Raw genomic sequence first — 8,000 nt, 5'->3', positions numbered from 1 at the left:
TTATTGTTAGGTACTACATACCCGTTTTTTAACTTAAAGGTGTTTTTTATTTGTCTCACTCTAGGGGGTCAGTCCCGACACCAGTAGCTTTTTTTGTTCTCGTAAGGAAACTGGAGAATTAGCAATATGATGCCTCACGGCGTCTTAAGTAGTTTGATCAAGATATAAAGAATTCATGTAAGGAAAAATGTATATAGAATATAATTTTAAAAAAGAAAGGCTACTAGAATAAATCCGCCACAGCTTATGGAATGAATAAAAGAAATAGCAGTATTAAGCCTGTTCTATAGCCTTTAAGGCTATTATATAGCTAAGAAGTACGTATGAGGTTTTGTGAAGATTCTTGGTGCAGATTCTGAAACAGTTGAACAGCTTTTGTCATAGACGGTGTATTGAGTTTAGTTTCTTTAAGATAATTCTTCTTTGATTCTTAATCGTACACTCTTCAGTCGAGCAACTTCATCAATTAAATCCGACGCTACATTCACGATATTTTCAATACCTATTAATGGTTTTTCGCTTTGACCCATGATAAGACCCTCCTATTTTTTGATGGCGACCCATGCTATAATAAAGGTCCAACGTTTTAATTGACACGGGTGCTTCCTTTCCAGGGGAAGTGCCCTCTTAGTATTTAGTTTGGACTTGCTAAGGTAAAAAGAGGTTTCAAAGGAAAATAAGAGAGATAATACTTTGCCATTATGGAAATAAATGATGTAAATAATTTTTCTCAAAAGAGGAACTTTATAAATTTAATAAACATGCCGAAGAATTAAAGAATGAAATAAAGAAGCCATCCTACCTCGAAAAGTTTTGAGTGGCTTGATAGATGATTTATTAAAACAACAAGTTTGTACTGAATGCTTTATTTTAGTCTACTAAGACTGATTGTTTATAATAAAGTTTGATCAAAAATCCTGTATATAACAGGATTTTTTCTTGTTCTATAGTAGAACCATTTCATTGAACAAAAAAGAGCTTAGACTTAAATTTGTTGGGTTTAATTTATCTAACGAATGCTGTTCTATTATTGCTATACTAAGATTCGATGAGTTTTTAATGGACTTAAATGTTCATTATAAAGAAGGAGAGAATTGAATGGCTACAACAAAGACGAAAAAAGAGCTTGCAGCAAATAATCTAGAAACTAATACACCAACTGTTGAACAGCTAGCGTATTATCGAATATTAGCCCCACTAAAAGTTAGATCACTCTTATCTCATCTTAATTCAAGTGAAAAGAAATCTATTTCCTTTGATTTTAAAAAAATGAAAAATGAGGATTTAGATCCTTTACGTCACACATTTATAGAAGAGGTAGACAAACAGCAAATAGGCTCTACTGAAACATCTGAAAACAAAGAATCTACGCCTTACAAAGTAGATTTTGTTAACATGCAAAAGAAAGCTTTTAATTTATATGAAGGGATAATTCACGTATACGGTATCCCAGACGACGGTATTAAGTTACCAGTGGAGGAAGTTAAAATAGATGAGTTGAAAATTGGAAAAAACGAAGTCGTTTATATGAACAATGAATCCATCCTTGTTACTTACCGAATCATTGACACAGAGAAGGGATTCAAGGTCGTTATAGAAGATACTTTAACGTTGGATTTTGATAGGAGAAAGAAATCTGGTCTATTCCATCTAGAAAGAGTAAAAAGTCTCGGTTCCTATATGAAATGTTTACGATTAATAAACTATTACATACAGCGCAATAAGTTTCCTTTTCAATCTCTACAGTTATCTGGTGGGACATTAAATTTAAAGGGACATCTCCTACAAATTGAGGAAGAGATTGAATCCTACAAAGAACTGATAGATATTTGTACTCAAATTGGAATAAGTGAAAATTATATATTTGATGATAAGGAAGATTTCCCTTCCCTATTCAATGCTATAATCAATATCTTTAAAAATAAACAATATAGCTTACTAAATATTCATCAAGAAAAACTAGAAAAAACGGGGATAATCAATATTGAACTTTCCAAATATGTGAAACTAGCATTAGTATATGCAGATGGATGTTTCCTTAACCTTTATAGTGAAGAAGCGTTAAAAATAACGGGTAGATATTCGTCTATAACAGATGTAGCTAGTAATCACGGGCAGGATACTGTTGAACCTGTTATGTTATCTGATAATCGGGAAAATTATGACCAAAAAGTAAGCATTTTCGCTTCCCGAAAAATTGAAGAAATGGTGAAAGATACAAACTTTGATTTTGACATAGTAAAATTATCTTTTGCCGATGAACATCATGATATACAAGCTGACTTAACAATTACTAGTTCTTTAGAGTATATAGACTTTTATGATAAAACCCTCGATGAAAATTATTTAGAGCTTGCTCTTGATTTAAATCAGCGATACTTAGCTAAGTATCCACAAGATGATATTGCAAAAGTTAATATTTATCTCATTAAACTCAAGCAAGGTCATGAATTATCAGAAGATGAACAAAATGATCTTTATAATATACAAGCAAGAGCAGAAATGAATAACGAGCAAACAATATGTTTTGCATGTGAGGTTTTGTTGAAAAATAAGACAAAAGCGAAGAGAATATTTGCTACTCTTCCTGGTGAGGAAAAAGAAGAAATCATGGAATTTCCGATCTACCGTTTTTATCAAAACTTGGAGTAGTATGCTCATCTTTTTCTGTATATAGCTTGCTAATAAACTTTTATAAAAGCTCCCTTTTATAAAGTTCTTTGTCCTTAATATTATAAATAAGCCCTATTTACCCACAATAGGGCTTATAAATTAAAAAAGTCTTCTACTTTTAGTTTTGGGTCAATTTTTTTTAAGACATTCATAATTTTCTTAATCGTGGTACCTGATGGGATATAATTTGAATCATTATAAATCTTGCTAACTGTTTTTCTATCCATCTTAGTTACTTTAACTATTTCCGTTTGATTATAGCCTTTGTTCATTAAGTATTTTCCTAATTTACTCTTTTTGGTTATCTTAGGCATGAGAGCACACTCCTTTTTATAAAGGATTGACACTTTCAAAAAAAATATTCATTTTAGGGAAAAAATTCCGCAATAAAATTTATTTACAACATATAATAAACTATAAAATAAACAATATATAAATATTGCTTATGCAGAGTTGGAATAATGTCGATATTTTTGTCATAATCATATAGCATGAATACAGTTAAGACCGCCTTATACACTGATACATATTGGGCGGTCTTTGTTATCGATATTCTTTACAATGGAACTTTGCACAAAAAACCTTTTCCCTCTAGGCAGAGGAAAAAGGTTTTTTTGCGTGAATATTAGATAACGAGATACCATCATTCTAGCAAATCATTTTTCAAAAAAGGTTTTTAACCACTTATAAAAACTCTTCTTTTGTTGTTGTGCTTTTTTTAACGCTCTAATTTCACGAGCCATTGAGATTAATTGACGTTCGCGTTCCTCAAATTTTGCATCGATATAACTTTGTATCTCTTTCATTTGCATCTCACGTGGTTCTAGGCTAAGGGTTTGCTTTTCAGTTGAAATGTTAGGTGGAGTGGCTGGTATTTGTACTAAGTTAAATTTTTTTGCAACGGTTATAACGGCTTTTTCTAAGGTCATTTCGGGATGAGCATAAATTCTTTTTAGTTCATGAAAGATGGAAACGTCGTCATTTGTATAAGCTAATCTACCTTGTTTTTTAGTAAAGTGCACACCAATTTTGGCAAAATGGAAGTTGTATTTTCGTATAGTTGATATGGGCAAACCAAGTATATCGGCTAATTCTTCGGTGGTATATGCTGCTTCTGCGGTTATGACTCTCAACATATGATCACCTCCTCTTATCAAGAGAACTATTCTAGGTATATATGTAAAAACCTTCAAATAATAAGAGGACCATATTTGGTGTTTTGTCATTTTGCCGTTAATATACCAATCTAAATCCTACTCAAAATGATTTAATTTTTATCTACATTCTCTGCTTGATTAAAATATTTAATCGTTTTGATATCCCCGTTTTTGAATACAATAACCTTTTCACCTTCATGAAAGGACACTTCTTTAATTTCTTTGTCATTGTCATCCTCGGGCTCTTCGATTGAATGAACAAGACAACGGATGGCCTGATCTAACTTTCTATCAGCCGTATTCAAGAAAGATACATTCAGGCCTAGATTTGCAAGAAACTCCCGATGCTTTTCCAATTCATCAGATGCCTTTTGAATATATTCAATCGCTTTTTGTTTATTATTCATTATTATTCATTTAGTAGACTCCTACACCCTTATTTTTGATATTCATAGACAACAGGAACTTGATCCATTTTGACCGTTTTGGCCACGACATAACGACGGTAGCCATCTTTTAAGATCTTTGATCCTTTTTCAATCGTTATGGGCTCATCTAGGCGTCCTGTACGCTTCACAAAATCGATTACCTTTTGCGTTTTTTCAGGGTTTGGGCGTGTCTTTAAAAACTCTTCCGGAACGATAATATCATCAAAGTTCAATAGATCCTGAGTTCCCTTCGGTTGGTTGGATAGTGGTGTCTTTTTTTTCTCATCCTTTTTCTCTTCTGTAGGCGCTTGTTGTACTTCTGTCTGAATAGGCTTTACTTCTGTATTCTCATCTTTTGCTACAGGTTGAGAAATAGGTTCTTGTACTTCTCCCTGTGCAGTAGATTCCGTGTTATTTTGAGATTCAGAAGGCGTAGATGCTTCTTGCTTGGGTTCTTTTTTCGCATCTGACTCATTCTTCTCTTTGTCATTTTTATTCGGGAGAACGGTAATCTGAAAACAGATGACCCCTACTTCACCAGGACATTCATCAATTGGAATGTCTAACGTTGGTTCCCCTTGAATTAAAATCTTTTCATGCATGATGCTTTTCTTCGTGAGCCCTGTTTTATTAAAGGCTTTCTTCGCAACAAACACCGTATACGAAATAAAGGTACTCTTCTTTAATCCTTTAGGCGCAGATGGTGACCCTTTTTCACGCATATCAAAGGCAACATAGCGATCATATTCTCGTAAAGGTCCTGTGGCTAATCCGGTTAAGGTAATTTTATGTGGCATAATAGTCTCCTCCTGCGTAGATTAGTAGTTATTGTTTACTTAGAACACAGTTCTAAGTAAACATAGTCTATTAAAACATCAGCTTCTAAGAGATTTCTACTTTTTAAAATTAGGAAGCTGTGTCTTTTAACTGATTATGTTGGCGCAAACATTCTTGTTCTTCTGGCGTTAAAGCTTGTCCTAGGTCTTGTTTTACCTGAGCTATCTCCAACAAACTATACGTGGAGCTGTGCACCTCCAACAGGCCCTCTTCTTCCAGTGTTAGCTCTTGTCCTAAATCTTGCTTTAACTGGATCATTTCAAGTTGCTGATCCAAAGAAATCTCTGATTCTTTTATAGCTTCTTCTTGCTGCTGTTCAGCCTTTAACCAATTTGGAACTAGTTCCTTACGGATAATCCGTTTTGGAGTAGCTAATGTTGTTTCTTTACTTTCGTTATGTATAACTTCTTGTTGATTTGCGTATACTGATGAATAATCCTGACTTTTAGGCTTTGTTAATTCATAGAATTGATTTTTCGCAATCTGATAGATTAATCGACACATATCCCGTAGGGATAACGGGTTGCCTTGTTGATTGGCTTCATGCACATATTTATCTAATCCCACAATGGATGTATACGCAATTTCATGTATGTGCTCTTTCTCAATCTTAATCTCTGTATCTTTTTTTACGGCTTTTGCAGCATTTTGAATGCGAGCATAGAAGTCTTGTAGTTGATGTCCATATTTACCTGCATAGACTTGATTGACTTTCTTAGGCACACCTTTGATGTAGGTGAATGCCTGTGAAACAGACATTAAATGATTATTTATATGATTTACAGGTAAATCAAGGTTAATAAAGGCATTCGGTGATTTATCGACCTCTAAGCTTGGTGTATCAACGTTTTCAGCACTTTCTGGATGCGTCACAGGACGTGTCACAGGAGTGGTCATTTCTTCTTGTTGAAGCGTTTGTATACCTGTTGTATCATGGGCAAAAAAGATTTCGTCGCAAATGTGATGAAAGTTTTTATGGCTTTTAAGGATAAATACATAACTATCAGGATGAGTACCTGTTGCATCCTCTTTAATGTATCGTGCGACAAGTACAAACGGAGTCGCTTTTAACGAGCGTACAAAACGAGAAACCGTACTTTTGGATACATTAAATTTCTTCATAAGCGTTTCAGAACGGATCGCTTGAATGCCCGTAGCCACTAGGTTATAGATGACATGATCCAGCATTTCCATTCTCTTTTTAGGAAATTCTTTATGTATAGCAGATTGTTGTTGTTTAAAGTGGGTACAAAGCATCTCTAAAAACTCTTCTTTCTTTTTACGAAGCGTGGACTTGTGGGTCCATAACCATTTGAACCGTCCATTGAAGGTATCTACATCTTTTAAATAACAGGTTAATATTTTTGTCATTTGTTCATCTTCTCCTTTAAGGAACACAAAAAAGACACTGTTTCCCTGGAAAAAGGAAAACAATGCCTTGATTTTGATGAACTAAGCCCTTGAAATAGATGTCAATTTCGTATAAAATAAAAACATAAGTTTTATTTTATAGAAAAACTAACTCTATTAACAAGAGACTTCGACAAGAGTTTTCCCTATCGTGTTTAGGGTGAACGGTTTAAGAGTGTTGACAGCACTTCTTAAACAGTTGAAGTCTTTTTTCTATTCCGGTCCTTTTTGTTAGTTTTATTATAGCGTTAACTAGTCTCATAATTCAATAAAAATTAGCAAAATATATCAAAACGAGTATTTTAGGCTAATCTTTTTCATTTAGATAATAAATAATTTCAAAATTATTTATTATCTAAATGAAAAATAAAATCTTTCTCTCTACTCTCAATCAGCATGCAAAAGTGCAATTTTTAGTTTCAATAAAAATGATCTTTCAAACTGGCATTATTTAAAAGAGGCATTGCCCTTAGTTAAGCTGAATTAACTAAGGGCAATGCCTCTTTCATTTTTTATCTTTTACTAAAATTAGGTTAATCATTGATTTTATTTCATGTCATACTCTCTTTCAAGGCGGTCTACTAAATGTTCACTTATGTAATCTTCGATGAAAGCACGTTTTTTACTATGATTTTCTTCCCTTTTAAAACTAAACAGACCAGTTTTCACGGTGGTATTCCGTTCCTCTTCAGGTAACATACCCCATTTTTCAATGGCTTCTTTTTTTAATTTGTTCCTAATTTTCAATTCGTTTAGACGTTGCTCTTTTTCCAAGATTCTTTGGTTGTTTGTAGTTGTAGATGTTTCAGGAAGTGCCTTTAGTACATCTTGAAATTGAGATAAAATTTTTTGATTTGTTTGTCCACTTTGATTCATAAATGTTGTTAAAACCTGAACCATAGAATCAATTTTCTCAGTTGCCTCTGCTAATTGTTCTTCTAAATTCACTATTTTCTTTTCAAAAACTGTTTTCATAGGTTCATTCTTTTCTAACATCTCTGATGTTGTTTCTCCATTAAAATGTGAACGGATTTGCTTAATAGAATAACCATGTTCTTCTTTTAATCTCTTAGCCTCAAGTAACATATCAATCTCTTCTCTTTTGAAACGACGATGACCACCTTGAGTGCGAATTCCTTGAATATTAAAGTCCTCTTGATATCTTCGAATTGTTTGATCAGACAGCCCAGTAAGTTTTATTACTTCACTTAATTTGAATTCTTCCTCAGTTTGTTTCAAATTAACCCCCTCCTCTTCTCAATTATAATAACAATAAATTTGTTGTTATTATAACAGAACTGACAACAAATTTTGAGAGATTTAATAATGGATTTTTTGTTAGATTTACAGGTTCTTTTGCTATTTTTGATAGCATAGGCAATTCAAAGTCATAGTTCATTATAACAAAGTTCTTAAGGAGGCTAAAGAGATGAAATCTAACTGTAAATCTGTAGCAAGTGACTGTTAAGTTTAGATTGGAGAAGGCTAAAGAGAT

The 8,000-nt window shown here is 33.1% G+C and carries 8 protein-coding genes; 1 reads left to right on the top strand and 7 read right to left on the bottom strand.

The features are described 5' to 3' along the window. Window positions 1-407 precede the first annotated feature (407 nt). Window positions 408-530, bottom strand: a complete 123-nt coding sequence (locus SB717_RS33135; RefSeq protein WP_410907021.1) for a hypothetical protein — start codon at window positions 528-530, stop codon at window positions 408-410. A gap of 568 nt (window positions 531-1,098) precedes the next feature. Between SB717_RS33135 and SB717_RS33130 the strand changes: the two genes are divergently transcribed. Continuing rightward, complete coding sequence (locus SB717_RS33130) at window positions 1,099-2,652, top strand: DUF4365 domain-containing protein (RefSeq protein WP_410907019.1); 1,554 nt, start codon at window positions 1,099-1,101, stop codon at window positions 2,650-2,652. 113 nt (window positions 2,653-2,765) lie between these two features. Here the strand turns inward: SB717_RS33130 and SB717_RS33125 are convergent, their stop codons facing one another. The 6 genes from SB717_RS33125 to SB717_RS33100 form a co-directional block, all read right to left on the bottom strand. Further along, window positions 2,766-2,987, bottom strand: coding sequence for a helix-turn-helix domain-containing protein (locus SB717_RS33125; RefSeq protein WP_016766067.1), 222 nt, complete (start codon window positions 2,985-2,987; stop codon window positions 2,766-2,768). 342 nt (window positions 2,988-3,329) lie between these two features. Beyond that, a complete protein-coding gene (locus SB717_RS33120; protein ID WP_410907017.1) occupies window positions 3,330-3,809 on the bottom strand; it encodes a hypothetical protein in 480 nt (159 codons plus the stop codon). A gap of 131 nt (window positions 3,810-3,940) precedes the next feature. Continuing rightward, window positions 3,941-4,237 carry a hypothetical protein gene (locus tag SB717_RS33115; protein ID WP_410907015.1) on the bottom strand — a complete coding sequence of 99 codons (297 nt, stop codon included), beginning with the start codon at window positions 4,235-4,237 and terminating at the stop codon, window positions 3,941-3,943. 29 nt (window positions 4,238-4,266) lie between these two features. Further along, window positions 4,267-5,055, bottom strand: coding sequence for a ParB N-terminal domain-containing protein (locus SB717_RS33110; RefSeq protein WP_410907013.1), 789 nt, complete (start codon window positions 5,053-5,055; stop codon window positions 4,267-4,269). A 109-nt stretch (window positions 5,056-5,164) separates the two neighbouring features. Beyond that, complete coding sequence (locus SB717_RS33105) at window positions 5,165-6,466, bottom strand: replication protein (RefSeq protein WP_410907011.1); 1,302 nt, start codon at window positions 6,464-6,466, stop codon at window positions 5,165-5,167. A gap of 585 nt (window positions 6,467-7,051) precedes the next feature. Beyond that, on the bottom strand, window positions 7,052-7,744 hold the full coding sequence (locus tag SB717_RS33100) for a helix-turn-helix domain-containing protein (protein ID WP_410907009.1): 693 nt from the start codon (window positions 7,742-7,744) through the stop codon (window positions 7,052-7,054). Between the last annotated feature and the right edge of the window lie 256 nt (window positions 7,745-8,000).

The sequence above is a fragment of the Priestia sp. SIMBA_032 genome (assembly GCF_046535215.1).
Lineage (GTDB): Bacteria > Bacillota > Bacilli > Bacillales > Bacillaceae_H > Priestia > Priestia aryabhattai.
The sequence above is the reverse complement of the archived record's forward strand: the minus strand, read 5'-3'. Positions and strand labels throughout refer to the sequence as shown.